We start from the raw sequence: 26,003 nt of genomic DNA on the forward strand, positions 1-26,003 counted from the left end.
ACAGCCATTGCTCAAATACCAAATCGATGCGACACTAGCCCCATCTTCCTTGTTCCGCCAAAATGTCGCTTCTTCATAATCACCCTACTTAATTGGATGCAGCATTTTTTCAAGATGCTTAACGGTAGGCGTAAGATTCAAAAGAAAATAGGATTCTCTTAATCTTCTTGATGGGGAACTGTACTTCAGATAACCCGCTCCTCCTTGATGAAGCATACTTCCATGAGCAGCTTTTGCAGTCAGATAAGCAGTGAGCAGTCGCATTTGCAAAAGGTCCTTCCATTGATGCAAGAATCCCTGTCCGTCAGCGAGTTTATATACTTCCGTACGGATTTGTGCTAATTCTTTTTCAAGTTCTGCTGGCTGAACCGTAAGAAAATCATTACAGCCTCCCTGCTTATTGCAAACCTGGCGGATGGAACCAATGGATGCCTCTGTCACACCCAGACCAAGTGGTATTTGATAAAGAACAAATGCTGGCCTTATTTTAACGATGAATGAATCCACATCATGTGAGACGATCCATTTCTCAGGAATCGTCACTCCATCAAATGCACATGAGTAAGTTGCACTGCCGTTTACGCCTAAATACTCAAGCTTTGCTTTTAATGTAAGCCCTTCGGCATTACACGGAACCACTGCCATTATTCTTTGATCAGGGCTAACCTCAGCAATGATGCCGAACCAATGGTCTATTCCAAGATTTGAGACAGAAGGCAATTGCCCATCCACAATATATCCTTTATTCGTCTTCTTCGCTTTTAAATGTAAAGCTTCCAGCCCGGCATAATACTTCATTGGATTGGAAAGCCCGGTCCCGCCAAGAAGATGGCCATTTTCCAGCTGCGGTAAAATTTCATCCTTCAAATAGCTATTTTCACTATTACGGATATAAGTTAATGAAGCAAGGTGGCACCAAAGGTTAAAAGCAGTTGTCATGCAGACTTTAGATATTTCTTCTACCACATGGACTTCTGTTGAATAGTCCACTCCAGTCTCGGAATTCAGGAATCCAGCTTTGCCAATGCTTTTTAGAAATTCCTCCGCATAATAGGCTTCAGCGTCAATCTTCCGCACAAGCGGCTTAAGCTGTTCCTGGATTAATTCCTCCAAACTCTTCATATCTTTCAATGCTTCCCTCTCCCTTTTTATGCCGTTTTAAAAAGAAAACCTCCAGCGAAGGAGGTTCCATACTTATGATAATTCAGTAATTGTATCAATTGGCGCTTTAACAGCTTCGCGTGCCTTCTTGACTGTAGACTCATCTGGAGAATCATAGAAGCAAAGGCATTTTGTCATATCTTCGCATACATAGGTCCTTGAGAATGTTACTTCAGGAACCTCCGAATAGTGAACGGAATTCTTGGATTTTCTTTCTAGGTAGGCATCCATTGTCAGATTTTCTGGTAGGTTCCATTCCACAAGGTAGTTAACTTTGTCGGCCTGTTTCTTAACTTCCTCTAGATCTCTTCCAACAAGACGAACAGGCTTAATTAAAGTGACAGGAACACCTAACGCTCTCAAACCTTCATTTATTACATTTCGTTCTTCCGCTTCAAGAATAAAGAAAGCTCTGGATAAATCCTTTGCCACTTGGACCTCAATTAAAGTCGCATTCTGCTTGCCTAACTCATCACGGATTTCACTAGCCTTTTTTTCAAAGGATTCTTTATCCTTTATTGCACTGTTAAAAATTGATTCCACTAAATATAAAGATGCCATTTCTTGTTCCTCCTTATTATATATATCCTATGCGTTTACTTGGTATTACTTATAAATTATTTTATTACACTAAGTTATAAAAAACAACTTAGTTGTTTGAAAAATTTTATGATATGATTTACTTAACCAAGTTCCGGAGGTTGTACCTATGAGAGAATCTAAATACGATTTGCCATGCAATATCGCCCAAACCCTGAATATCATCGGAGATCGGTGGACTTTGCTGGTTTTACATGAAATCTTGGCAGGAAGCAGAACTTTTAATGAAATAAAAAAAGAACTGAATGGTATTTCTTCCAACATACTGTCAGACCGCTTAAAGCATCTGGAGCAGGCTGGCCTGGTGATATCTTCACTTTATTCAGAACATCCCCCAAGATATGAATACAATCTTACAGAAAGCGGTAATGAGCTTGAAGGAATATTCAATGCGATGATCCTATGGGGCAGGAACAATCTTGAAAAATGCTACAAAAAAATCATTCATACAGAGTGCAACCATGAAGTCGAATTAGCCTACTATTGTCCACATTGCAATCAGAATGTCGATGAATTGGAAGCAGTTGAACTGGACGCAGTAGACACAACTGGACTTAAATAAGATTGGATTGAGACAGAGAGCCATAATGCCCTCTGTCTTTTCTGTCTAACTTTTTCCAATCCCCCATTGTCGGTTAATCCATGCCTCGAATACACCAACAGCCTTATCCAGCAGCAAACCAGAAATCCCAATAAACACAATACCCGCCATAACAAGGTCAAGTCGCATAGAGTTTCTTGCATCAATAATCAAATACCCCAATCCTGATTGCGCCCCAACCATCTCTCCTGCCACCAGAAAGACCCAGGCCGTTCCTACGGCAATATGAAGGCCGTTTGCAATGTATGGGAAAGCAGCTGGGAAAATAATCTTCGTTAGTACCTTGAAGCCCTTAATTTCAAGGTTCTCGGATACCTTCAAATAATTCCTATCAACTTTTCGTACAGCCGAAACTGTTGACAGCAATACAGGAAAAAATGCAGCAATAAAGATAATGACAATGGCCGGGATATCACCTATTCCGAACCAAAGGACGATAAAGGGTGACCAGGCAATCGGAGAAACAGGCCTTAATACCTGAGCAACCGGATCGAGTACATTCCATAGTATAGGGAGGCGTCCAAGAATCAAGCCAAGCAGGACCGCTACTAGTACAGCAGATAAATACCCTGCAAGGAACCGGTACAGACTAACCTGAACATGAGTAAACAGAGTTCCGTCCCGAACAAGGGAAATTATGCCCTCCCACACCTTAAGAGGAGGCGGAAAAAGAGCCTCATCGTAATCACCGGTTACAATGATGAATTGCCATACTGCAACCAGCAAAGAAAAACCTATGGCCGCATTAAGAACAGTCTTGAATTTCATTTTATTCACATCGCTTTATCTATTAAAGAATGGTCTACAAATTCACTGTAAGTTGGAGGATTCTCCATCAATCCCATTTCGATGAGATTTTCCCTAAGTTCCTCAAACTCAGCTTCCTTGATTTTCAAATCATCATAAGAAATCCATTGGAATGAAAGGTCGAGCACATTCTTTTCAACCTTCATATATTTGGATGACATCTCATGGGTATGCTCATCCTTTAACTCTGCCAAATCACCAGCTTTGACATAGTGGTTGACAAATTCCTGTGCAACCTTATTTTCCTTTTTAATGAAATCATTTCGTAACACCAAGGTGCAGTCTATTGAGTCTTTCCAAACATCCTGATCCTGATAAAGGACCTTGCCTTTTTCAATCGCAACTGAAATGGCTCCAAACGGTTCTGCCACTACATAACCGGCAATCCTTCCTTCAGACAAGGCTGCCGGCATTTCAGCAGGAGGCATTTCGACTGCCTTTACATCCTCATATTTGAGTCCATTTTGCTTTAACATCTGATACAACAGAATATTGTGAGTAGAAAACTTATGCGGAATAGCAAACGTTTTCCCTTTTAAATCCTCTGCACTATTAATATCATTAGCCGTGACGAATACATTTCCATCCCGATGTCCCAATGCGACGGCACTTAAATCTATCCCCTGTTCCTTCGCCTTCATCGCTAATGTAACCAAAACAGAAGCGCCGTCAATTCTGCCTGTATTCAAGGCATCCATCAGTTCTGGCCAAGAACCAAATTTCACAAGTTCCAAATTGAAATTCTCGTATTCTTGCATTTCTTTTTCAATATAAAGAGGTACAGCGTGTGTGATTGGCAGATAGCCAATCTTAACAGTTTTTTTCTCGCCATCTCCTGTTGATTCTTGACTGCTGCCAGACCCGCATGCAGTGAGTGCCAGGGTAAGGACAGAAACCAGCATAAGCAAGATTAATTTTCTAATGGGCTTTTTCATTTTCAATTCTCCTTTATCTTTTAAAAGATTTATATATGATATTCAATCGATGAATTTTTACGGTTAAAATGAAATTCTTCAAAGATAATCTTCCTGTAATGCTGAAAATCACTGTGGCTTCGATCACGTGGTTTTGACAAGTGGATTTTGATTTCCTTGTGAATTCTGCCAGGATTGGCTTGCATAATAAAAATGCGATCTGACAAATAAATGGCTTCGTCAATATCATGAGTAACAAGGGCAACCGTCGTTTTTTCCTGGGATTGTATTCGAAGAAGTTCGTCTTGAAGATAGTAGCGATTGAAGGTGTCCAGGGCAGCAAACGGCTCATCCATGAGAATCATCTCAGGTTGCAGTGCAAGAGCCCTCGCAATCGCAATTCTTTGCTTCATCCCGCCTGAAACCTCATGGGGGAATAAATCGCCTTTATCCTCTAAGCCTACCAGCGCTAAATAATGTAAAGCGCGGTCTCTTCGCTCCTTTGCATGTAGGTTCAAGCCTTCCAGGCCAAGTTCGACGTTTTTCACAGCCGACCGCCATGGGAGCAGACCATAATTTTGGAAAAGCATGATACACTTGCGTGTCGGCTTGGTTACAGGTTTTCCCTCTAATACAACTTGCCCTGCATCTGCCTTTTCAAAGCCTCCAATAATGTTCAACAGCGTGCTTTTTCCACAACCACTCTCACCCAAAATAGAAATTGTTTCCCCATGGTTGATTTCAAGTGAAACATCTTCCAAAACCCTCATATTCTTATTGTTGTTAGGAAAGCTTTTACTTACTTGATTAACTTTAATGATTGGATCCTGACTCACGTTTAAACACCAACCTTCCTATCCCCTCACTAATATTTATATTATTCCTATAAAAATAGTATGAATTAACTTTTAAGTTATTTTATTATACTTTGTTCATTTTTACAACTTATAATGGCAGAATATTTTTTCTTCAGTGAAGTTTTAAAATTGCACCCACAAACTTAGCTCCCCTGAACAACAAAAAGCTGTAGACATCTCTGTCCAACAGCTTTTTTGTCCAATTGTATTCACCTCATATAAGACGATGAAACACTCTTTTTAAGCACTAGAAAAGATGCACATGGAATGCGACCCATGCTTCACTTAAGTTCATATCTATAACAGACTACGCCTTCTGCCTGCTCAAAGCCTTCCTGCAGGTAGAGGGCTTTCGCTTGTTCATTGTCCGCATTTACACACAGCACACATCTGCTGTATCCTTTTTCCTTCGAAAACTTGATGGATGCTCTTAAGAGAACCCTTCCTAATCCTCTCCCCTGATATTCTGGCAAAATAGCCAGTGGTCCGATGTTCATAATAGGTGAATCTTCATATTCATCGTCAGCGCCTCTTACGACTCCAACTGGCTGTTCGTTCTCATAAAGAATCATCATACCGCCATGCAGGTAATCAGACTCTGACGGCATTTTTGCTACCATCTCGGGTGAAATCGTTGTTTCACTTCCCTTTAGCGTGGAGAAGGCAGCATTCCTTACCAGGCACCAGGCATCTTCATCCAAGCCAGGCCTGAAACTCCTAATCTCAAAACCTTTTGGAATAGACAGTTCTCCAACCTCCAAGTCCTCCCTGACCAGTAAAAAGGTGTATCTCTCCACGTCAAAATTCAGATTCTCCATGACTGCCTTCAGTTTCTGGTTGAGCAAGGGAACAAATAAAAACACATGATTCAATGACGCTGTATGTTTCAATACCGCCTCGACCAGTCTTTTATACTCCTGGTCGTCATGTGATTCACAGTGAAAAATCCGGAATCTTGCCCTATTTCCCCTTCGATGATATTCATCCAGAATAAGAGAGGCCGCCCCCTTAATTCCCCCTGTAGAATCAGTTAAGATATAGGTAGGATTTTCACCATCAACCTTAAAATCTTCTAAGTCTTCATCATACAAAAATGAATCATCCAGTTCGTTTCGATGTTTTTTACAGTAGTCTCTAAATTCACCAAGTTGCTCCGTTCTTAGTACTTCGACCTTCATGGTGTATCCCACCTATCCCCAAAATAAAAGACGTTTGCCAGCTTCATACAACAAGATTTCGTATTTGGCTAAACACGCTTGAATAACAAAATCTATATTCTTTATTCCACAAAAATATCCTGCTTTTATGTTTAAGATTTTCAGCATCTAACGCAAAAGGAGCACAGGGTACTTCCCCATGCTCCTACGATGAACAGTCACTCTATAATTCATACTCCCATAGCCCGAGCCTTCCTTTAGCCGGAATGAAGCTGTCCAGCATCTTCATATTCCTGACTTCCCAGATATACCCTCCCACTTTATAATCACCGAGGAAAAAGTCATTACCAAATACGATTCTTCCAACCTCCAACACGGCCCATGTCACGTTTTTTTCCATCACCCTCAAACATTTCTCAAGCTGACAGACAGCGATGATCACGCCTGTTGGAAGATCAGCGGTCTAGTACCCATGCTTTGAAAGCAGTGACTTGATCGCCACATTTCTGCAGACCGCCTTATCGACTTTTTTGCTGGTGTGAATCGCATGAGGGCCACGAAACTTCGTACTCCATGACCTCGTTTCATATTGAGCCTCTCCCAAGACAAACAGACTCGCCCAGGGCTGAATCATCGACAACACCTTCACTCCAACCACCCCTGCCTCAACAACTATGTTGTCTATAGCATCTCCCGGCAATACAGCAATAAAACGGGGACGGTCTTCCTGTCTCATAAAATTAAACATTTTTCAGCTATTAATGGGACATCGGAACCGTCCCCATGTCCCACCCCAGGGAACGCCCCCGTACTTCCCAGTTCATCGTTTAGCTACAACGGTCTAACAGTATAAGTATTCCCCGCATTCATACCTACGACATTATAGTAAGTCACTTTATCGTTCGGGAATTTGACGGCATATGATATACCGCCTCCCTGATCCTTCAATCCCTTTACCGTCACTGTACTTGGAACGGGAATCGAGATAGCTGCAGGATTGTTGGCAAGTATGAGCTTTTCTTTCAGCGGCTGTCCATTCACCAGGATCTGGACTTCATCGTTGTCTTCACTGTTGAAATCCCAGATCAGCATTTTCGCGTCACCACCCGAGTCCCCGACGGTGACCTCGAAGTCTTTTGCGGTGATTCCTGCGTTCGTTTCATCTGTGAATGGGGTTTCACCCGCTAGTGTAGACTTGCTGATCCGATTGGCTACAACTTCCTCCGCGCTTCCTTCTGAAGTGTAGCTTCCTGACATCATACTTAAGCCAATTGCCAATACTACCGCTAAAATAGTTCCAAAGAAGACAGACTTTCTATGGCTATGTTCGTGGTAGATAACCTCCGGCTGCTGGTCTTCCTCCTCGAACCCTGTTTGATTGTCGGTATCATGCACAAGGTCTTTCTTTGTTTTTTTCAACATCGCAGCTCCTCCTTAACGAACCATCTTGTAGCTAATTGGGTACTTATAATACCAATACGATAGAAAGGCTCTTCCGACCAAAATGGTAAGCACCGATAAGCCGATGGCCGCAGTTTTCCCAATGATCATCCGGTCTGCCCAGAGGTTTGCGAAGGTCAGGCTAAGATCCATGACGATAAAACTGACGAAACACATCTGGAAGAATGGTAGAAGCACCGGAAACTTGCGATAGATCCAGCTCAAGGAATGGTACTTCATCGATAAAAACAGAATGAAGCCCAGAAAAGCGATTACACCTAAGCCCATCCCAAGTCTTGGAGCTCCCAGTTTATAAACGTCAAGGAGATCCGTAAAGGTCATCAGCGGCCCGAAGACAATGACCAGGATCGTGACTGGAAAAAGAAAAATATAAAAAAACAAAGCCCATACAAATTTGATGATCTTTTTCATCTTGCAACCCCCCCGGCTTGTAAAAAGTCCTCACGCTTCAGCACCGTTAAATCCTCAATAGTCGGCTGATCAATTTCGCTCAATCTCAGCGCGTGCTGGCGAATCGCTGCTTCACAGATATTCCTCGCCAGACGCCCATTACCTGAAGAAGCTCCTCCCTCAACTCGAGCACATATACCTCTTAAAGCCTCTGCACCGTCAGGACTCAACTCATAGCCTTTAGGTTTCAGAATGCGAATAGAGATTTCTACCAGCTCATCAACAGAATAATCCGGGAAGGTAATCACATTCGGGAATCTTGAACGCAAGCCTGCGTTTGAATCCAGCAGCTGTTCCATATCTTCCTCATAACCTGCTAAAATCACAATTAAATTCTCACGGTGATCATCCATTAACTTAACAACTGTATCTATCGCTTCCTGTCCAAAGTCCTGACCGTCACCCATAAGAGCATAGGCTTCATCTATGAACAAAATTCCGCCCAGCGCCTTTTCCAGAACTTCTCGTGTTTTAAGGGCCGTTTGACCAACATATCCAGCCACAAGTCCCGAACGATCAGTTTCCACGATGTGATCCAGCTTGATAACCCCCAGCTCCTTCAGCATTCGGGCAAGAATCCTGGCGATCGTAGTTTTTCCGGTTCCCGGGTTGCCTTTGAAAACCATATGCAAAGATTGGGCACCCATATCCGGCAGTCCCATCGCTTTCCTTTTATTCGCCACTTCAATCTGCGCGGATAGCGAACGGACGAATGTTTTCACCTCATCAAGACCGATGATTGCATCCAATTCTTTTAACGCATTCACTTTCGGTTGATTGTCGAGCAACCCAAAGTCATTAATGGTCAATAGGTTCAATTCTTCTGGGCTGACATTCTCAGCCTCAACGATTCTGACCGCCTGATTCCGAATCGCCGACTCCAGCGTATTCCTCACCAGTCGCCCATTGCCGCTGTCATTTTTCCCAGGAATCTGTTTTTTCTCATAAAATTGAGTCAACGCTTGCTGGACATCCACATTGAGATTGAATCCCTTTGCTTTTGCCTGGATTACCGTTATCATCGTAAGCTGTTCCGCTGTATAATCCGGGAACTCAATCTTCAATGGAAAACGCGATCCCAACCCCGGATTGCTTCGCAAAAACTTCTCCATTTCATCGGTGTAACCTGCCAAAATCACAACTAGATCGTTCCGATGATTTTCAATCAATCTGACCAGGGTATCGATCGCTTCTTTGCCAAATCCACCGCCCTGTACGCCTTCTTCTACCAGACTGTAAGCTTCATCGATAAATAGCACTCCGCCTAACGCAGATTGGACGACTTCAGTAGTTTTAACGGCTGTCTGACCCATATATTCTGCCACGAGATTGCTCCGATCCACTTCGATCAAATGACCTCTTTTCAACAGTCCCATCGATTTAAGCATCTCAGCAAGCATACGGGCCATCGTTGTCTTACCTGTCCCTGGATTCCCGGAAAAGACGATATTCAAAGTTTGTGATTGTTCTGTCAGGACCCCAGCTTTTTTCCGTTTTTCATTTGCACGGATTTGTTTTTCAAGGCTTCTTATAAAATCCTTCACATTATCGAGACCGATGATGTTCTCAAATGCCGGCTCCAGCTCGAACTGAGGCCGCTCTGCAATACCGAAGTCCCCGGCAGTTATGAGCTTATAATCTTTAGCACCAGTTTCCTGGTTAAGTCGCACTGCTTGTTTCCGGATAGCATCCTCCAGCATATTGCGGACAAGACGTCCATTCCCGGCATCATTCCGTCCGGAAATCTGCTTGGAATCAAACAACTCAAGGAGCTGCTCTTTAATCCCACGATCAATCGTAAAGTCTTTCGCCTTCGCCATTCCCTCCAAAATCTCATACATCTCTTCGGAAGTATAATCCGGGAACTCGATGATATATGGGAACCGCGATTGAAGGCCTGGATTCGTTCTCAGGAAATCCTCCATCTCATTGGTGTACCCTGCCAGAACCAGCACCAGATTGTCCCTGTGGTCCTCCATGCCCTTTACCAATGTATCAATCGCTTCCATTCCAAACGGATCCTGTTTATCTCTTGATAAAGCGTAGGCTTCATCAATGAATAGTACGCCGCCAAGGGAACGCTCAATGGCTGCATTGGTTTTAGGCGCAGTCGATCCAAGGTATTCTCCGACGAGATCCTGTCTTGCAGCCTCTACCAACTGTCCTTGTGAAAGCAGGCCCATCGCTTTTAAAATCCGTGAGACGAGCCGCGCCACGGTTGTTTTGCCAGTACCCGGATTTCCCGTGAACACCATATGTATCGCCATCTTGCCAGCCGTCTTGTACCCGGCCTCCTGCCTCATTTTTTCTGCCTTCACCGTTTCCAGCAGTTCATGAATCGCTCTTTTCACGCTATGCAAACCAGTCAAGCGGTCAAGCTCTTCAAGCAGGTCTTCTATTTTTTCCTCTTCCACCATTGGAATCGATTTTAATAAGAAGCTTTGCTGTCCTTTTGCTGCCAGCAAATCATCCTGCTGCAGCTGAATCTGGACGAAGTCCCCAGCCAACAAAGTTCCTCTCGATCTTAAATCGACAAGCCCCTGATAAAAATCCTTTTCTACCAGACTTTCAATTGCTTCACCATATTTCTTCGTCACCATAATCCGTTCGACCAAACCAGTAAAAACATCAGGTTCAAATGAAACATTCAATTGTGTTTGGCTTTCGAGCCTGCGGGCAGCAGTCTGAAGCTTTCCTCTTAAAATAGCCTCGACATCGGCCGGCATCAGCGGTGCAGAAATCGCATAGGATTGTATTCCCTTCAAAATAGGAGCAGGAATTTTATTCGCTACTTCAACAGGAAGCTGTCCGTGCACTTCCGCTTTCAAATCGACATCACTGTAAAATACCAGAAAATAATTGGAGGCATCAACCATAAGACTGTTTGATGTCCGGAAATAACCTTGCTGGACCAGCCTCGAAACAAACTTAAGAACCTCAGCATTGGCCTTCTCCAACCCTATGAAACAAACCGTCCCAATTCCATATTCAAAGGCTGCGGAACAGTCCAGGACAAAATTGCTGTGAATGTCCTCCTCAGTGTAATTCCGCAAGTCAATCGTCGCCACCCGTTTATAAGGAACAAGTTTTTTCTTATAAAGCTGATCGACAAGCAGTTGCAATGTCGTATATTTGCCCGTTCCCGCTGGTCCTGCCAGCAGGATCGTATTTTGAACCTTTCCTTTCTCTCTCTTAAAAAAGGCTTTCTTATAAGAGACCAGCAATTCATCAATGAATGCTTCCTGTCGCAAAATCTTGCTATTCAAATCCTTCTTGATCTCAGCAAAAATCGTATCCAACTCTTCATTGGACCGATTCAAGCCCATCTGCTTCATACCGTACTTAGCATCCTTGACTACTTCCCCGACACCACCAGCAGAATGAGGAACATGCTGCGGACTGCCACCTACCGATTCCGTTCTCAATGCACCAGGATGAACCATCGCCTGCGCCTGTCCACCCATCCGCTGCTTCTTGCCCCTGAATCCCTTCGCCTGCACATAATCCACCAATTGAAGCTCAGGCAGTAAAATACGAAGCCATCTTTGGAAACCCATGACCCAACCTCACCTTACATATGATTTACTACTAATAATTTTAAACCAATATATAACAATTACAATTAAATTTTCCAAACAATAAAAGACAGCGGGGTTGATTCGCTGTCTTACAAGTTCGTATTTTTATGTTTCTTGAGACTTACAATCAGGCTCCTTTATTTCCCATTCGCTTTTCCCAATTTAGCTTTAATTCAGGTGTCGCATGTGGAACTAGATATTCCTGTATAACCTGGTTCACCTTTTCTTCACCTACCAGGTTATATGTAGGAAATTTGATTTTCTTTTTGTTTGTGGTTTGGACAACAAGGTACTTTAAGCTGGATTCGCCCCATTTGATATCTTTGATTTCATTAATCGGAACACTATCTTTACAACCTTTTAGCAATCCAGACTCAATCGTTAATAATGTCTTGCCTGAAAGGATTACACTTATGAGTTTGAGTAAGATGGAGCCGGAAAAAATCAGTCCGATCAGTCCGATCACGATACTTAAAAAGCCTCTTACGTAACCTGAATCAGGCGCTACAACAAACAAAACAAAGGCGGAAAGCAAAGTACCAAATAACGCAGATGACACCATGCAGCCGGCACCTGGATTCGTGTAAACAATCTCGATTTTGCCCTCTGTAATTATAATATTATGTTCTTCCACTTCATTCACTCTTTCATACATAGTCTCCAATAAAAAAGCTTGCAGAGATAAATTACCGCTCTACAAGCTTTAGAATTACTGAAAGGATTAAGCACCTTTATTACTAAAACGTTTTTCCCAATTCCGTTTAAACTCAGGGGTCGCATTGGGTATAACATAATCATTGATCACCTGGTTCACTTTTTCTTCGGGAACGAGATTATAAGAAGATAACTTGATGGTCTTTTTGTTTGTTGTTTTGATTGCCAGATACTTCAATGAACTTCCAGCCCATTTCATATCTGTGATTTCATCAATCCGAACTGCCTTGTTCTTCCCTTTGAAATATCCATCCTGTACAGTATATACTGCCTTTCCGGTGAGTATAGCTCTTAAAACTTTTATCAACATTGTGCTGACAAACAAAAAGCCAATGCCTCCAATTATAACTCCTATAAATGCTCTTGCTACCCCTGATGTAGGAACTATGTAAAATAAGATGAAGAGGGATGCCAAGAACATGATACCGCCAGCAGTCAAAAGACAACCTGCCCCTCCGCTGGTATAGACTACTTCAACTCGATCATCGTAAACTTTTATATTATTCTCTTGAATTTCATTTTCCATATTGCACCTTTTCCAATGACTCTATGACATTTTCTTTGATTAATTGGTCAACTTTACTGCTATCGCACTGATTCATATAAAAAACATCCTCATTTTTTTCAATGATCCAGTGAGCAGCCGGACAGACCTTTTGCTTCCAAAATAATTACCAAAAAAGAGCAAAAGGTCCCCTTGCTACCTTATCTGGACTCCCGAATGGGACAAGAGAGTCCCCAGAGAACCGTCCCTAAGCTAATTTTCAATAATACTATTTTTATAATAGTTCTTTATTTAATTTTTCAGCTTTATGCATTTCACCTAACAATGAATTTTGATAGTCACTATAACTATCCATATAAGCCCTTATACCACCTATTATATTGATTCCTTCAATGTCATTATTTTTCTCTAAAATATCTAAAGCATTCTTATATCTCTTATATATAAGTTGTAAGATGCCACTGTTTAATTCAGATGAATAATCTTTTTCAAGAGTATTTATCACGACTTTTATTTGTTCGATTAACTGCTTTTTCTTATCCATTGTTTCCTCCTATTTACTCGGAACCTCTCTGGTTTCCTTTATCCAATCTGATGGCCAACCTTGAGGCAGCAATATTTGATCGCCATCACCTTCTAGTAAGGCTCCGGTTTTTGTGTATTGCTTTTCAACTCTGCCAATATTTAAAATTTGTCCTTTTGGCACTTCTATAACAGCTTCATATTGTCTTGAATTTTTCCAATCCGGTACTAAAGCAGTATTTATTTTTGCATTTATTCTATTTCCAGCTGGACTAGTAGTTACAAAAGATCCGTTAACTTTTGCACCACCTCCATAAGTTCTATAAAAAGTAAGTTTTTCCTCTGTAATAACGGTTCTATAATTACCATCAGTAAATGATTCACTGATCCAGTCAGGTAAATCTATTTTTTCAATAACTTTGACTTTATCATCAATAGCGGTTGAATACTTACTTAAGATTTCAGATTTTCTCGTTGCCTTAAAACCAGTATCTCCTATTCCCCCATTTCCGTCTATCTTCTGAGAAACCTCCTTCTTTTCAACCACTATTCCGCTTTCTTTCTTCTCAGGAGTCACACGTTTTTCAACTGCTGCTCCGCCGTCCTTCTTCTCAATAGTCTCCGGCTTAACAACCCGAACTCCCCCAGCTTCCTCCACAACCTTAGCCCCTTTAGCCATCTTCACGGCCTTGTCGACACCTTTAGTTCCGATAATCGCTAGAGCGACTTCTCCTACGGCGCGGCCAAACCACTGCGATCGGCTTTTGGCATCGCCGTTTATGACGTCATTTTTCCAGGAGTCTGATATCGACTTCCAGATACTTTTCGCAGTTTCCACGGGGTGGCTTATAGCATACACGATTCCCTTTGCGGTCTCGATTGGATGGGTGATGGCGTTCCAAATTCCCTCAACGGTAGAAAAGACGGCTTCAGCCAGCCCTTTGCGAAAGCCTGATACAACATCATTAGCTGTTCCAAACATATCTTTCATTTTATCCCAGACTGACTTCTTCTCTGGCTCCTTTAATCGGTCCGCTTTCTTATCGGCCTTCACATATAAATCCATGGAGACATCAACGAATTGATGAATTTTCTTCAGTTTCTTTTCTGCCTCTCTTACCTTTGCAGCTGCTTCATTTAAATTCCTCCCTATGCTCCTTCGGGAGGCAATCCTGCCATCAACCTGATGCCTGTCGGACGAAATCCGGTTTCCAACCCCATCGACCCGGGAGGATAGGTTGACCAAATCCTTGTTAGCCGCCTTCACCTGATTCACTTTTATATTAATCTTGGACACTCGGTAACCTCCTACTCAAACATCGTCCGAAATTTATCCACTGATTCGAGGAAATAAAACGGCCTGGTGTCTTCCACAATGGAACTGGCCAGCGGGATGGCATCATCAAGAATCATTACTTCAATCTGCTGTTCTACCTGTTGATTTATAGCTTCGAAAACTTCTTGAGTCAGGCCTTCTTCCAAGTCATCCACATCTAATGCCACTAGAGGAAAAGGATGTCCAGCAGCCGATGGGTTATATATATTGACCAGGTAAGCTTTTCTTACAGCTGGGAAATTCTTAAGGCAGGAACGCAGCCTTTCCATCACACCTTCCGGAAGCTCCACTATTTGTTCAGTCAGGATCCTTTTCTTCTCTTCGTCACTTAACTTTTCGAAAAAATAGTGCAGAATTCTGCCATCCTTCATCGTTTCAAGTTCTTCACTTGAAATTTTTTTACTCAAACCAGTAAAAGGATTCAACACCCATGGAATGTCCGTCCCCGCCATCTCCAAAAGCAGCTCTGCCGGGATTTTCACATAGGGATACTCTGATTGGATGATCGCATCGAACTTCTCCCAGCTCGTAAAAACTGGCAAGATCAGCTCTCCATCCTCTTCGATGTACTTTAAATTCAGCGTCTCATCATCCACAATCGACCCAATCACGACCAGTTCAAGTTTAACCAACGCTTTATAAAATTGAAAACGGCTAGAAGGCTCATCAATAGCCGCAGACAACAAATCATCAAAAGACTCACTCGTAGGATTTTTCATAACCACTCCTAAAAATTAGACATAACCCATATATAATTCCACAAATATCCAATTATCCCTCTTGAAAAAATATGAGTCTAAAGACTCAAAAATAAAATAAAAAAGCTTGCTATCTCCAATAGAGTTAGCAAGCAATGAGTACTTCCACTTAAACTGGGGTCTCTCGTTAATATCTTGAAATGGTTGTAATCCCATACTCTGTCACTAATGTCCGATGAGAAAGTTCTTCTACCCAATTCTTTTCTTTAAGCTTGAAGGTGCCGTACTCATTCTCATATGTACGACTACCGATATTTAAGATAGGCTGAGGATGATCCATCATCTTTCGGATTGAGTACTGATACCAGTTTTGTACAGGAATATGATATAACTCAATCACTTCTCCTACCTCCATAAAATGCTCTAAGTACGTCCAGAAGTTTTTATTCCCCAACCCTGCTGCCTCATAGAGATATGGCATCGTGAAAAATGGCTGCATGATCTCAATCCAATACGGATCCAGATCATTCACAAAAAAACCCACACCCCGTTCGAGAAAGAATCCATCATTAACTTCCATCTCCCGAGGAATACTAAATGGCTTCGATGAGGCCAAAAACTGAATTTCGGTCATAAGTTCACTTCCTATAGGGATTTAGTACAGCAAGAGCAATAATGACACTTTTTTTAAAAAAAGAGATGATACTCTTCAAAGGAAGTGTATATCATCTATTTGCATTAAGTTCCATGACTATCGGCATGTGGTCACTTAGCTTAATCCATTCTTCGTATGACCCAATTTCCAATTTACTTGTCTGTTTAAGAAAAGATTCGGAAGCGAATATAAAATCAATATGAAATGGGCTAGCTTTGTCCTTCCTAAAATAATGAGTTGGCAGTGTTTCAAGCCCATGTTCCTCATTATAAAAATGATGATAGGCACTCCTTACATTTACTTTGTCCAGGAGATTTACTACTTCCGAGTGAGTACCAATCCTTTTAATATGATCAAATATTTTACTACTGTTCCAATCACCCGCAATTATACATGGCTCATTCAGTAAAGACTCATAATAATTCAAAGCCAGAAAAATCTGTCCTATGTAACTATCAAATCTACTTTTGGTAAGTTGAGACCAAACTGCAAACAGAATGAAACTCTTCTTACCAGTAACGATTAAAGGAATAATATAACGAAATTCTTTGTTATAGGATGGATGTAATTCGATATGAAGGTTATCATTAATATTTAATATTCCGATTCCCTTGTTCAGATTGTCACCGAACCAGAGGAATTGATTAATCTCTTGAAGGCGGTTACTAGCTCTCCATTTCTCTGAAGCTTCACATTCTGGGATGACTAAAATATCTGCATTGAATGGGAGTATACTTTCAATTTTATCCCTAAATCTCATTGAAGCATTCCATGTAATTAACTTCATATTACAACTCCTTCAACACTATTTTAAAATGTACTTATAATTGTTCCTTTATCGATATTCCCACCTTATAATTCTCATTCATCCTGTTATGTGAAAGTATCGTTCATTTCATCCAAGTCAAAATTAGTTATTTTTTCCATTATATCAAATTAAAACTTAAATATAGCAGGTATTAGAACGAAAGTATAAGAGAGGATACTTAACAGCAAGGAGAGAGGATCATGTTATTATTTCTGAGTTTCTTGAAGAAGCAGAAGACAGAGGCACCTCCTGTAAAAGCGAATACTCCCGTTCCAAAACAGGTTGCCGTAAGAAAAGGAGAAATTGGAGAGTACAAAATTGATATACAGCTAGACCAGCTGCCAAAGGATTACCGCTACTTGAGTGACCTGCTTATAAAGAACCCAAAAGCAAAGTCAGGATATTCACAGATTGACCATGTGGTGCTGACGCCATACGGTATCTTTGTAATAGAAACGAAAAACTACCAAGGAATAATTTACGGCGGGAAAGACAGAAAAACATGGTCCGTCAATGGAAAGTTCAAAATGATGAACCCTTTTGTCCAAAACTATGGGCATATAAAAGCACTAGCTTCCTTGATTGATCGAAAGTACGAGGAGTCCTTTATATCAATGGTCTCTTTTACTAAGCGCTCTACATTCAAAGTCGATCTGGATTACCGAAAAATAGCATCAAACGAACTCATTGTCTATGATATCGAGCTATCAGAATTCATTCACCGGAAAGTATCAATATTAAAGATAAAACACAAAGAACCTCTCTTGAATGAGAGGGAGATTTCAATGATTTACGATGTCTTTTTAAATGCAGATATTAAAGACCCTGCAAGTAGACGAGAACATGAAGAAGCATTGAAGACGAGTATACTCGATAGCGATTCAGACGCGACATGTTCAATCTGTAATAAACCTGTCTCAGATAAAGTTAAAGCTTTTTGTTTATCAAATAATAACTTCAATAGGAAGATACTCTGTTATGAGCATCAGAAGAGTGTAGTTAAGTAGATTATACGAGGATTAGATAGGAACGGAAAAATGGGGAGTTCCGTTGCCCTGAAGTTTTAATACATTCACTTTTACGGGACACAAGAACCGTCTTCGTGTCTCGTAAAACTAATCCGATAGTGATCCAAAACCCTCTTTAACTGTTCAACGCTCTCGATAATATTAAAAAAAGAGGCACGGTTCTAGTGTTTTACCAAATCACCTTCCAATTGTGATTTACAGTTGCTTTGATGGTGTTATGTTTGAGAAAGTAGTTTGCGAGGAGTTCTGTCATGTCGGTTTGGATTTCTTTTATAATGGTTTTGTTCTTGAACATTGTATAATCGCCTCCGCCTCCCGCGCGGTAATTGTTCATCACTACCTCAAACTCTTCTTCCGGTTTTACTTCATGACCATTGAGAGAGAGCTTTACCACTCTTTCTCCAACTGGTTTTCTAATATCGAGGACATAGTCAATACCTTCCCACATATCATAGTTGTAATGCTGCGGCTTGGGCTCAGAGAAGTTTGGGTTTACAGCGATTTCACCTTTATCGACTATGAAATAACTGGCCGACCGCTCAAGAGCATCCTTCAGATCCTGCCCTGATATCCTAATCACAGTAAGCGTATTGGGGTATATATAATTCGAAACAATTTCACGCATCGTTACATGCTTGCTAAAGCCTGGTGCTTCATTATGGAACAGGGCGGTACTTGAAATAGCCGCGCCACTTGCCTCTATCTGAACTTTATTGATGAACTCAATCAGGGGATGTTCATTCGTCCGTAAGTCGAACGGGTCTGTGACTTCCATGTTCCCTAAAATGGTTCCAAGTGTCTGATCAAGCCAGTTCTGTGTTTCCTGTTCATATTTTTCAACAAGTTTCAGAATGCTCTCATCCGACTCTTCACTTTCAAGCTCCATAATCTCGGCTATCTTATCGACAATCTTCCATCTCCCGTCATCTTTCACGAATGAAATAGTTGCCTTGCCGATTTGTTTGCCGTTAAATCCCGGCTGCAGGACGGTCACACCATTCAATTCCCCGGCTATTTTTCTATGCTGATGCCCTGTAAGCAGGAGATCGATTCCTTCAACCTCATGACAAATCTGATACGCCTGGTTCTCCCCTGTTAGGTTCTCCGTTTCCCTGCCCGTTTCAAGGTCCCGCTCAAAACCGCCATGGTAAGCAAGGATCAATATATCTGGCTTTTCCTTTTCACGTATGTAATTGACCCATTTTTTCGCGGTCTCAAGTGCATCCTCAAACTTTAATACCTGAATATGTTTAGGGTTTTCCCAATTCGGGATATAGTGAGTCGTCAACCCAAGAACCGCTGCTTTCACCCCACCGTCAAACTTTTTCACCATATAGGGAGTCCCGAATTTTGGAGTGCCCGTTGACGAGTCAACAATATTGGCTGACAGCCATGGAAAATCCGACTCGCTCACTGCCCGATTCAGGATTTTCATTCCGTAATTGAACTCATGATTGCCGATGACGGCCGCATCATATTCTAGCTCATTCAGGATCTTGATCATCGGATTAGGGAGATTGCCTCCAAATTTCACATAATGATAGGCCAGCGGAGTTCCCTGGATTAAATCGCCGTTATCAATCACAAGGAGATTTCCCTCCTGCTTCCGATGCTTCTTAATAACTGTCGCTGCATGTGAGAGTCCATGTGGCACATTCTCGTTCGTCCCATAATGAATCGGAAAAATAGAACCATGAACATCACTTGTCTCCAAGATAACTAGCTTCGTCCCTGCCTTTATCTCCTTCATAAAAAACCTCCGGGTAAATAGATCAGTTGATTGAATACATTCAAATTACCACTTTCTTTCCAGCAAACAAAATTAATTTGGCAAAAAGATGATTCAATCTTGAGATACAGGTGAGACGCCGGTACCGTCCCTATGTCTCCCAATATAAAATTGCTTATTGAGAAAATACTGTATTATTTTACAAGTAATAAAATTATAAATTCTCCCCCTTTTGTACCGATAAATAAACAAGAAATTCTTTTTGAAAAGGTACTAGGGGGAAAAGGGATGTTTAAGAAAATTCAAACCAAGATTATGCTTACAATGAGCGTGCTAATTGCAATCACGCTAATAGGTGTCTCGGCACTAACGTATTTTCAAACGAAAAAAGAAATTCTATCTAATGTAAATACCAGTTCAACATCGCAAATCAATAATTTAAAGAGCAATATTGATCTTTATCTTAACTTTTATGGCAGTACGGTTGACCGTTACAGCAAAGATAACCGGATAGTTGAATATTTAAAAGAAGTGAAGCAAAACGAACAAACAGGCATTGAAGCATTTTGGCCTATTGTGAGTAATGATTTTGAGAATTTTATGGGACTTAATCAAAACGTAGCTGTTATTTACGTTGGGGCTGAAACAAAACAATTTAAAACGACTCCAGTGATTGATTTGCCGCCTGACTTTGATCCTACTGGAAGGCCATGGTATACAGCTGCTCTTGAATCACCAGATAATGCCCTTTGGACAGAACCGTACCTGGATGCCAGTTCGGGTGAATACGTGGTTACGGTTGTTAAACCTGTTTTAGATCCAGCAACGAAGGAAGTTCTGGGGGTTGTAGGATTGGATTTGAGCCTAACGGGTTTGTCAGAAATGATTAATAAGACCGCAGTAGGATATAACGGATACTCCTTGCTTTTGGACAGTAATGGAATGGCCCTCGTCCATCCGAAAGAACAAGGCAAGGATTTAAGTAAGAAACCATATTTCTCCGTATTGAAAGAAAAGAATGCTGGTTTTACAAAATATGAGGAAAGTAACACGGAAAAACAGCTATTTTACCAAACCCTGGATCAAACAAACTGGAAAATTGGAATGGTGTATGAAACCAATGAATTATTGGCAAGTGCACAAAAGCTGAGAAATTTGATCCTGATCATAGCATCATTAACGGTTTTCGCTAGTCTTGCCATTACCTATTTCCTGGCAAGAAGTATAGCCAATCCGATCACTTTGTTGAATAGCCAAGTCCAGAAGGTTGCTCAAGGTGACCTGACCGTTAATGTAGCGGCAAATTCTAAGGATGAAACCGGCCAGCTTACCGAACACTTTAATGTGATGGTTGAGAATATGCGTACATTAATTACATCTGTAGAAAATTCTGTAGAGAGCGTCAATGATTCTGCTTCGAATTTAACTGCAGTAGCTGAAGAAACCATCGCTGCAAGTGAGGAAGTGGCCAAAGCGATTGGTGAGGTGGCGACAGGAGCGACACAGCAAGCTCAGGATTCTGAAGAAGCAAATAATCGTACTGTAAGCCTGTCTCTACAAATTGAAAGAGTTCAGGAAAGCATGGATCAGATGACAGGACTATCAAGACAAGCGGAAAAAACAAATCAACAAGGACTTGAACAAATGAAGTCCCTTAGGCATAGTACCGGAGAAAGTGATGGAGTCATTAAGAATGTGGGCAATGTCATTAACAAGCTAGCTTCAAAAGTCCAAGAAATAGAACAGGTTATACATTCTATAACGGAAATTTCCGAACAGACCAATCTACTTGCTTTAAATGCAAGTATTGAGGCAGCAAGGGCCGGAGAAAGCGGAAAAGGTTTCGCCGTTGTGGCAGAGGAAGTTCGAAAACTGGCAGAGCAATCTGCAAAAGCGGCACAACAGGTTAAAATCACCATATCCTCCATAGAAAATGAAACCAAAATTGTTGTGAAGGAAATGGAACAAACCCTTAAAATTTCTCATTTACAAAACGAAGCAGTCAGCCATACTGAAGTTGCTTTTAATGAAATCTCCCAGACCATTCATACTATTGTACATTCCATTGATACAATAAAGGCGGATGTAGCAAACATCAATGAGCTAAAAGATGATGTAGTCGCATCCATTCAAAGCATTGCATCCGTTGCAGAACAATCGGCTGCTTCATCTGAACAGGTTAGTGCATCCACAGATGAACAGGTACGAGCGTTAGGTTCAGTCACCCAATCTGCAATAGAGCTAAATGAGTCCAGCACCAAATTAGCGGCATTGATAAAACAGTTTAAAACTTAATGGCTTTCATCGTTCGGTGTAAGCTATAAAAAGACCAAAATCTAGAAGTAAAATACACTAGAGGAAGTCATACTTCATAAAGAAGTATGGCTTTTTTTTAATGCGAGAAAGCGTGACGGTTCTTCTGTCGCACAAAAATGCAGATTCACTATTGGAACCGTCCCCGTGTCTCTTTAAATGATAACCCCACCTGACCGTGATCACTTTACCCGTTCAAGCAGTTTTTAATATTTTTTGTATAACACATGTTTTTTCTCCTAATAATACTTTTATCTTCGGTGTCTTTTTTAAAAGGGGGTATTCTATGAAGGACCGGACGTTATTAAACCTTTTTACTTTAGCTGGTGTTGGCGGAAGTTTATTTTTTTTATTGAGGAGAAAAGGTGATACAAAAGACTGGTTTCTCATTTTTTTCATTAAAACTTTAGTATCCACGATGATCGATGGACCTATAATAAAAAGAAAATATGTGAAATATCCTCACCGTTATTTTCCTAAGTTTTTTGACTCTAATATAGTGTTTCTATACATACTGTTCCCTTTATCATGTGTTATGTACAATCAATTTACCTATAAAATGCAGATAGTAAAAACGGTCTTAAGTGTTTTTCTCTTCAGTGGGCCAATGACATTGATGGAGAGCTGGCTTGAAAAGAATACGAATTTAGTCGAGTATCACAAGGGCTGGAACAGCTATATCACATTTGCAGTCCTTTCGTTTACTTTTTTCCTAGTCAATAGAACCATTAAACTTATTCGTTTCTTAGATGAAAAAATTGGTCATACTGCAGACACGAAAAGTGAGTAGGACTTTTTTGAAGACCAATTTATTGGTCTTTTTTATTGATTAGAACTAGCACAAAAAAGCAAAATCAAGGTTTTTAAATGAAACAGAGTGACGATTCTTCCAACATAAGAACCTCAGATTGGTTCCCCCGTTCCATTATTCTTTAACTCTTTCTTCCTGATTACCATATGCATAATTGACAACTCTTTTTAACTTTCCAAATGAAAACAAATCAAAACTATGCAGCTTTATATGAAGCTGCATAGTATCGGTTCTAAAGTTTTATGTTAGGGATTGACCTTACCATACCTTTCTAATTGAAAAGGGCAGGAAACAAGAATATAACGAAAGCCGCCCAAAGTCCGTAGACCGGCAAATACTTGGTAATAGCATCTTGAATATCAGAAGGTCCAGATTTGTTTTGCAGATAACGCATATAGGAGAGCATGATCCAAATTAGATTGGCCCAGATAAGTATGTTTACTCCTAAGACAGCTACTCTATTAGGCGTAACCCCCAAAGTAGAAAGTCTGAAAACAATGGCTGACAACGCCACACTGTCAATGATGAGTGCAAGAGCAATTAAGGCGAAATTTATATAATGAGAAATGTTCTTTTTCTCGTCTGATTCACTTTCCGTAATGGAAAATATCGTAATGGCTAAAATACCAAGGAGAATTCCGTTGAAGACTATCAAGAAATTCCGATCCAAGAATGGATTTTTTCCGACCCATATAACCGTTATAAGATAAACTAACAATGTGATCAGGACAAGAGGACTAAAAATCTTGGCTATATATGGCGTAATATTCTTAGCAAGCTTAAGATTCATTGATACCAGGTATATAGCCACAATAGCAAGAGCAGCAGCACCGAATAAAACGACATTACTAAAATAGAAGTCCTCTATATCCAGGCCAATAAAGCTAAATAACTGCATGGTTAGTGCTGCTAGAACCATTCCGCTAACTGCCATGCTGGTATAGAGAATACCAAATTCCAAATTAAATTTAATATAGGCTAATCTTGTACTTCCTTTAGAGTATTCATTTCCTGTAAATGCAAGCCCTGCCAAGACCCATAAAAATACGGGAACGTGTAAATAAACAAGTATGATACTGTCTTTATAATTTAATGGAAGCATATTAAGATAAACCCCGGTAATTAGGAACAACGCTGCAAGGGAATAAATAATACTTTTTTTGGGAGTATTATTGTAAACAAAATAGGCAGCAATAAAGGGGATTATACCAAAAGCCAGGTTAATTGGAGCAATTGCTTCCTGTTCGACAAAGTAGAAAATGATCCTGGTACTGATTCCGGCCAAAATGGCCAGCATGCCCATTATGAAGAAACCTTTTTGAAGAAAGAGAGATTTTTCTGTATTTGCCGTCTCCCTGAAATGCAATCTTTCATACCAAACACGAAGAATATGAGAATCAGGATTTTGTTCCCATGCCTGAGAGAATGACTTTTTGAAGGCTTTAGGATCTTTTCTATACATTCTCTCCAGCTCATGAGGATCAGCCATATTTTCAATAATTAAATTGTTAATGTCCACAGTTTTACCTCCCCTAATAACCTAATTGTGTAGCAAGTTTCCTCCACATTGATTAAACGTCTTCATCACTTTTGTATTCTAAAATATCTCCCGGCTGACAATCCAAAGCCTTACAGATTGCCTCTAAAGTGGATAACCGAATGGCTTTTGCCTTTCCATTTTTCAATATAGAAAGGTTCGCCATTGTGATCCCAACCTTCTCCGACAGTTCTGTTACGCTCATTTTCCGTTTTGCAATCATTACGTCAATATTAATTATTATTGCCATTGTTTACACCTCACACCGTTAAATCATTTTCTGATTTAATATCAATTGCTTCTTGTAAAAGTTTTTGGAGAACAGCAGCAAAGACTGCGATAACCATCGAAGCAAAAGGGACAGCCAATCCGACAAAGATAACTCCTGGTGCATCGTCTATTTCCGCAAAGATATAGAAGAGCGGCAAAACGAGCACATGCAAAATGCTAATTGTGATTGCAGAGTATTTGATTTTCTTTAAAGCCTTTATAGATAAATCAGAGAAAGAGATATTTTTATCAATATAGCGCAAGAGTTTGAAAGCCTGATACAAAGCAAAGTAATAAGGTATTGCCGATCCATCAAAAATGATGAAAACAAAATATTTTATTAAACCAAACTCCGGAAGTAATCCTGATGAAAGATTGGCCAGCTCAGGCACCAAAAAGATGCACAGACCGAGAACTGGAACTCCTAAAAGAATAACCGCTATTTTTAAAAACAACGTTGTAACCTTTTCCATAAAGCACCTCGCTTATATATTATGATTTTGATTCTAATACAATATTTATCGTTTTACAATAAAAATTTATTAAATACAGTAATTTTTTTATTATAATTCAACCTAAATAAAAAGCACTCCCTATCTAAAGAAACGCTCAATTGCTTCTTATTGTTCAATTTATTGCTTATACATCAGATTGGTAAGGATGTACTCACAGTCATTTTCTTTGATCAAACTTTAGTTTCATATCACCCCAATCCTGTCTTATTTCTGTCTGTTCTTGTGAGCTCACCTGCTCCTTTTTTGTTCAATAAGAACATCAACAAAAAACAGCCAAGGGAACCCCTTAGCTGTTATAAAGAAATGCGGGATATTTCGTCCGTCTCTCAAAGTGGCTATTCTTTGATTTCCAAGACAGGGAAACCGTCCCTTTATCACACAGCTATTGAAACGCCAGACCCATGTTGTATCTCATTCGAGTCTAAGAACAATGCTTTTTGGAGAGAATTCTAGTAAAAGTCAGAAGAGGTTTATAGACATGTATTTATTATTCGTCATTGTTGTATATATTTTTTTGCAAAAAAATTCGTTAAGTGGAAAAAGTGGAAAGAATACTACCCTACGATCCAGTTCTATATCATATGTAATTTATTGTATAACTTCCTGTTTTACCAGCATACTTTATGGAAGTATAAAGCTGTTACAGTAGCTTGGTTAAATCACACGCTGATCGAGATTGCCTTCACATTTTTCATTGTCCCTGTCGTATTGATGCTTTACCTTGAGTATTTTCCAAAAGGCAAGGTGAGAGGGTTTTTATATTTATTAATCTGGGTAGCCTATTTCTCTGCCTTAGAATATCTCTTTGAGGCAAAGGGTCTATTTGTTTATGAAAATGGCTGGAACGGCTGGTGGTCTTTATTATTTAACCTCATCACCTTTACCATCATTAAAATCCACTTTAAGAATGCATTAGTAGCATTCGTGGTGTCGGCACCCATTATCGGGGTTCTCCTATTGATTTTTCACCCAGCGT

Annotated in this window: 25 protein-coding genes and 1 pseudogene; 5 read left to right on the forward strand and 21 right to left on the reverse strand. The window is 40.5% G+C overall.

Annotated features, from left to right (window positions below):
* Positions 1–84: 84 nt before the first annotated feature.
* On the reverse strand, positions 85–1,122 hold the full coding sequence (locus TY49_RS04570) for an acyl-CoA dehydrogenase family protein (RefSeq protein WP_041964798.1): 1,038 nt from the start codon (positions 1,120–1,122) through the stop codon (positions 85–87).
* 72 nt (positions 1,123–1,194) lie between these two features.
* Positions 1,195–1,722 (reverse strand): DUF4242 domain-containing protein, encoded by a 528-nt coding sequence (locus TY49_RS04575; RefSeq protein ID WP_041964723.1) that lies wholly within the window; start codon positions 1,720–1,722, stop codon positions 1,195–1,197.
* Positions 1,723–1,870: 148 nt separating this feature from the next.
* Between TY49_RS04575 and TY49_RS04580 the strand changes: the two genes are divergently transcribed.
* Positions 1,871–2,323 (forward strand): winged helix-turn-helix transcriptional regulator, encoded by a 453-nt coding sequence (locus TY49_RS04580; RefSeq protein ID WP_041964724.1) that lies wholly within the window; start codon positions 1,871–1,873, stop codon positions 2,321–2,323.
* Positions 2,324–2,368: 45 nt separating this feature from the next.
* On the opposite strand, the gene TY49_RS04585 is transcribed toward TY49_RS04580, so the two are convergent.
* From TY49_RS04585 to TY49_RS04655, 15 genes are all read right to left on the reverse strand, one after another.
* Positions 2,369–3,130: an ABC transporter permease gene (locus tag TY49_RS04585; protein ID WP_041964725.1), complete on the reverse strand. Its 762-nt coding sequence runs from the start codon at positions 3,128–3,130 to the stop codon at positions 2,369–2,371.
* Between the two features lie 5 nt (positions 3,131–3,135).
* Entirely contained in the window at positions 3,136–4,104 is a 969-nt protein-coding gene (locus tag TY49_RS04590; protein WP_041964726.1) for an ABC transporter substrate-binding protein, read from the reverse strand.
* A gap of 29 nt (positions 4,105–4,133) precedes the next feature.
* Positions 4,134–4,919: an ABC transporter ATP-binding protein gene (locus TY49_RS04595; RefSeq protein ID WP_041964727.1), complete on the reverse strand. Its 786-nt coding sequence runs from the start codon at positions 4,917–4,919 to the stop codon at positions 4,134–4,136.
* 302 nt (positions 4,920–5,221) lie between these two features.
* Positions 5,222–6,118, reverse strand: a complete 897-nt coding sequence (locus TY49_RS04600; RefSeq protein WP_041964728.1) for a GNAT family N-acetyltransferase — start codon at positions 6,116–6,118, stop codon at positions 5,222–5,224.
* A gap of 202 nt (positions 6,119–6,320) precedes the next feature.
* Positions 6,321–6,497 carry a hypothetical protein gene (locus TY49_RS25175; protein ID WP_232310371.1) on the reverse strand — a complete coding sequence of 59 codons (177 nt, stop codon included), beginning with the start codon at positions 6,495–6,497 and terminating at the stop codon, positions 6,321–6,323.
* 431 nt (positions 6,498–6,928) lie between these two features.
* Complete coding sequence (locus TY49_RS23825) at positions 6,929–7,519, reverse strand: hypothetical protein (protein WP_052442086.1); 591 nt, start codon at positions 7,517–7,519, stop codon at positions 6,929–6,931.
* Positions 7,520–7,531: 12 nt separating this feature from the next.
* Positions 7,532–7,969: a hypothetical protein gene (locus tag TY49_RS04615; RefSeq protein ID WP_041964730.1), complete on the reverse strand. Its 438-nt coding sequence runs from the start codon at positions 7,967–7,969 to the stop codon at positions 7,532–7,534.
* Positions 7,966–11,565: an AAA family ATPase gene (locus TY49_RS04620; RefSeq protein ID WP_041964731.1), complete on the reverse strand. Its 3,600-nt coding sequence runs from the start codon at positions 11,563–11,565 to the stop codon at positions 7,966–7,968. Before TY49_RS04620 ends, TY49_RS04615 begins: the two co-directional genes overlap by 4 nt.
* 148 nt (positions 11,566–11,713) lie before the next feature.
* A complete protein-coding gene (locus TY49_RS04625) occupies positions 11,714–12,241 on the reverse strand; it encodes a DUF5381 family protein (protein ID WP_041964732.1) in 528 nt (175 codons plus the stop codon).
* 66 nt (positions 12,242–12,307) lie between these two features.
* On the reverse strand, positions 12,308–12,826 hold the full coding sequence (locus TY49_RS04630) for a DUF5381 family protein (RefSeq protein WP_041964733.1): 519 nt from the start codon (positions 12,824–12,826) through the stop codon (positions 12,308–12,310).
* Between the two features lie 253 nt (positions 12,827–13,079).
* Complete coding sequence (locus TY49_RS04635) at positions 13,080–13,349, reverse strand: hypothetical protein (protein WP_041964734.1); 270 nt, start codon at positions 13,347–13,349, stop codon at positions 13,080–13,082.
* Positions 13,350–13,358: 9 nt separating this feature from the next.
* Entirely contained in the window at positions 13,359–14,624 is a 1,266-nt protein-coding gene (locus TY49_RS25180; RefSeq protein WP_052442087.1) for a hypothetical protein, read from the reverse strand.
* 11 nt (positions 14,625–14,635) lie between these two features.
* Positions 14,636–15,382, reverse strand: a complete 747-nt coding sequence (locus tag TY49_RS04645; protein WP_041964735.1) for an enhanced serine sensitivity protein SseB C-terminal domain-containing protein — start codon at positions 15,380–15,382, stop codon at positions 14,636–14,638.
* A gap of 166 nt (positions 15,383–15,548) precedes the next feature.
* The gene (locus TY49_RS04650; protein WP_041964736.1) at positions 15,549–15,995 is read right to left on the reverse strand and encodes a hypothetical protein; all 447 of its coding nucleotides are present in this window, start codon (positions 15,993–15,995) and stop codon (positions 15,549–15,551) included.
* A 91-nt stretch (positions 15,996–16,086) separates the two neighbouring features.
* Positions 16,087–16,803, reverse strand: coding sequence for an endonuclease/exonuclease/phosphatase family protein (locus TY49_RS04655; protein WP_041964737.1), 717 nt, complete (start codon positions 16,801–16,803; stop codon positions 16,087–16,089).
* Positions 16,804–17,024: 221 nt separating this feature from the next.
* On the opposite strand from TY49_RS04655, the gene TY49_RS04660 reads away from it, so the two are divergent.
* Positions 17,025–17,831 (forward strand): nuclease-related domain-containing protein, encoded by an 807-nt coding sequence (locus tag TY49_RS04660; protein ID WP_052442088.1) that lies wholly within the window; start codon positions 17,025–17,027, stop codon positions 17,829–17,831.
* A gap of 190 nt (positions 17,832–18,021) precedes the next feature.
* Here the strand turns inward: TY49_RS04660 and TY49_RS04665 are convergent, their stop codons facing one another.
* Entirely contained in the window at positions 18,022–19,602 is a 1,581-nt protein-coding gene (locus TY49_RS04665) for a bifunctional metallophosphatase/5'-nucleotidase (protein ID WP_041964738.1), read from the reverse strand.
* Positions 19,603–19,869: 267 nt separating this feature from the next.
* Here TY49_RS04665 and TY49_RS04670 point away from each other — a divergent pair, with 267 nt between their 5' ends.
* Together TY49_RS04670 and TY49_RS04675 are read left to right on the forward strand one after the other, a co-directional pair.
* Positions 19,870–21,876 (forward strand): methyl-accepting chemotaxis protein, encoded by a 2,007-nt coding sequence (locus TY49_RS04670; protein WP_041964739.1) that lies wholly within the window; start codon positions 19,870–19,872, stop codon positions 21,874–21,876.
* A gap of 304 nt (positions 21,877–22,180) precedes the next feature.
* Positions 22,181–22,684, forward strand: a complete 504-nt coding sequence (locus tag TY49_RS04675; protein WP_041964740.1) for a CBO0543 family protein — start codon at positions 22,181–22,183, stop codon at positions 22,682–22,684.
* Positions 22,685–22,976: 292 nt separating this feature from the next.
* On the opposite strand, the gene TY49_RS04680 is transcribed toward TY49_RS04675, so the two are convergent.
* Genes TY49_RS04680 through TY49_RS04690 form a run of 3 tightly spaced genes read right to left on the reverse strand, consistent with a single transcriptional unit; the run spans position 22,977 to position 24,985 of the window.
* Complete coding sequence (locus TY49_RS04680) at positions 22,977–24,224, reverse strand: hypothetical protein (protein WP_041964741.1); 1,248 nt, start codon at positions 24,222–24,224, stop codon at positions 22,977–22,979.
* 52 nt (positions 24,225–24,276) lie between these two features.
* Positions 24,277–24,492 carry a helix-turn-helix domain-containing protein gene (locus tag TY49_RS04685; protein WP_041964742.1) on the reverse strand — a complete coding sequence of 72 codons (216 nt, stop codon included), beginning with the start codon at positions 24,490–24,492 and terminating at the stop codon, positions 24,277–24,279.
* Positions 24,493–24,502: 10 nt separating this feature from the next.
* Entirely contained in the window at positions 24,503–24,985 is a 483-nt protein-coding gene (locus tag TY49_RS04690; protein WP_041964743.1) for a DUF2975 domain-containing protein, read from the reverse strand.
* A gap of 633 nt (positions 24,986–25,618) precedes the next feature.
* Between TY49_RS04690 and TY49_RS25515 the strand changes: the two are divergent.
* Positions 25,619–25,849: pseudogene (locus tag TY49_RS25515) on the forward strand (CBO0543 family protein); the annotation flags it as partial.
* Positions 25,850–26,003 lie beyond the last annotated feature (154 nt).

The organism is Mesobacillus selenatarsenatis SF-1 (assembly GCF_000813125.1).
Taxonomy (GTDB): domain Bacteria; phylum Bacillota; class Bacilli; order Bacillales; family Cytobacillaceae; genus Mesobacillus; species Mesobacillus selenatarsenatis.